Raw genomic sequence first — 1,059 nt, forward strand, 5'->3', positions numbered from 1 at the left:
GCTGCTGAGTAGTCACCATAGTGGTTCAGGTAGCCACCACACAGGTTCATCATACGTGCAACCAATGTCGCGCTCGGATCCCAGCTCTTAGTTACCGTACCACCCAAGGTACCCGTACCGTAGTTTAGGTAAACCGCGTCATTACCATAGTCTTTAATGATGCGTTTTAGGTTGTCACCGATGAGGTCCAAGGCTTCGTCCCAAGTAATGCGTTTGAACTTACCTTCACCACGTTTACCAACGCGAAGAAGTGGGTATTTCAAACGGTCTGGTGAGTAAACACGGCGACGCATAGAGCGACCACGCAAACAAGCACGAACTTGATGATTGTGGTTATACACATCATCACCCGTGTTATCGGTTTCTACCCATTTGATTTCACCGTCGACCACGTGCATACGAAGCGGACAACGAGAACCACAGTTTACGGTACATGCCGACCAGACAATTTTTTCATTGGGTTTTGCTGGCGTTTCTTTGGCAACCGCTTTAGTTGCAAACGGGAGAGAAAGCGCGTTTCCTGCTAACGCTAAAGCGCCAAGTGCAGAACCGCCCTTTAAAGCATCACGCCGAGTAATATTAAACTTACCATTTTGACTCATGGTTTTTTCCTAAGTGCATTTAAAATTGGGAGTGGCGCTTAATTAATAACAAGTGGGGAAAGAACACTAATTAGAAACAAATAAGATATAGAGATCGTATTTTCAAAATAGGCATGAATTGAAAACATCTAAAACACTTTGAGGTCAAAGTGACATTTCTAAGATCTATTAATCAAGCTTTACTTATCAGGCCTTGAGCAACTAAAGCCAGACAAGAAACCACTATCGATATCCTTGTAGATTTAATGGCTAATAAGTTTGACCACTATCAATTTATAAATGGCACGATGCGTAATCTTATATTTCATTTTGCGATTTTTTATTAATGAAATATGAATAGGTCAGAGCTAGGTAAAATAGATAATATTTACTAATTCAAATTGAATATATAAATACAAAAATAGAATACAGAAGAATAAAAATAATAATAGTTATCAATTGTTGGATAATAAAAAGC

Annotated in this window: 1 protein-coding gene; it reads right to left on the reverse strand. The window is 39.4% G+C overall.

The window, feature by feature from the left end; all coding sequences use genetic code 11:
* Positions 1 to 602 (reverse strand): molybdopterin-dependent oxidoreductase (locus R7127_RS26860; protein ID WP_318148758.1); only part of this gene is annotated, 602 nt, incomplete at its 3' end.
* Positions 603 to 1,059: the final 457 nt, after the last annotated feature.

It is taken from the genome of Vibrio sp. 1159 (genome assembly GCF_033340395.1).
Classification (GTDB): Bacteria; Pseudomonadota; Gammaproteobacteria; order Enterobacterales; family Vibrionaceae; genus Vibrio; species Vibrio alginolyticus.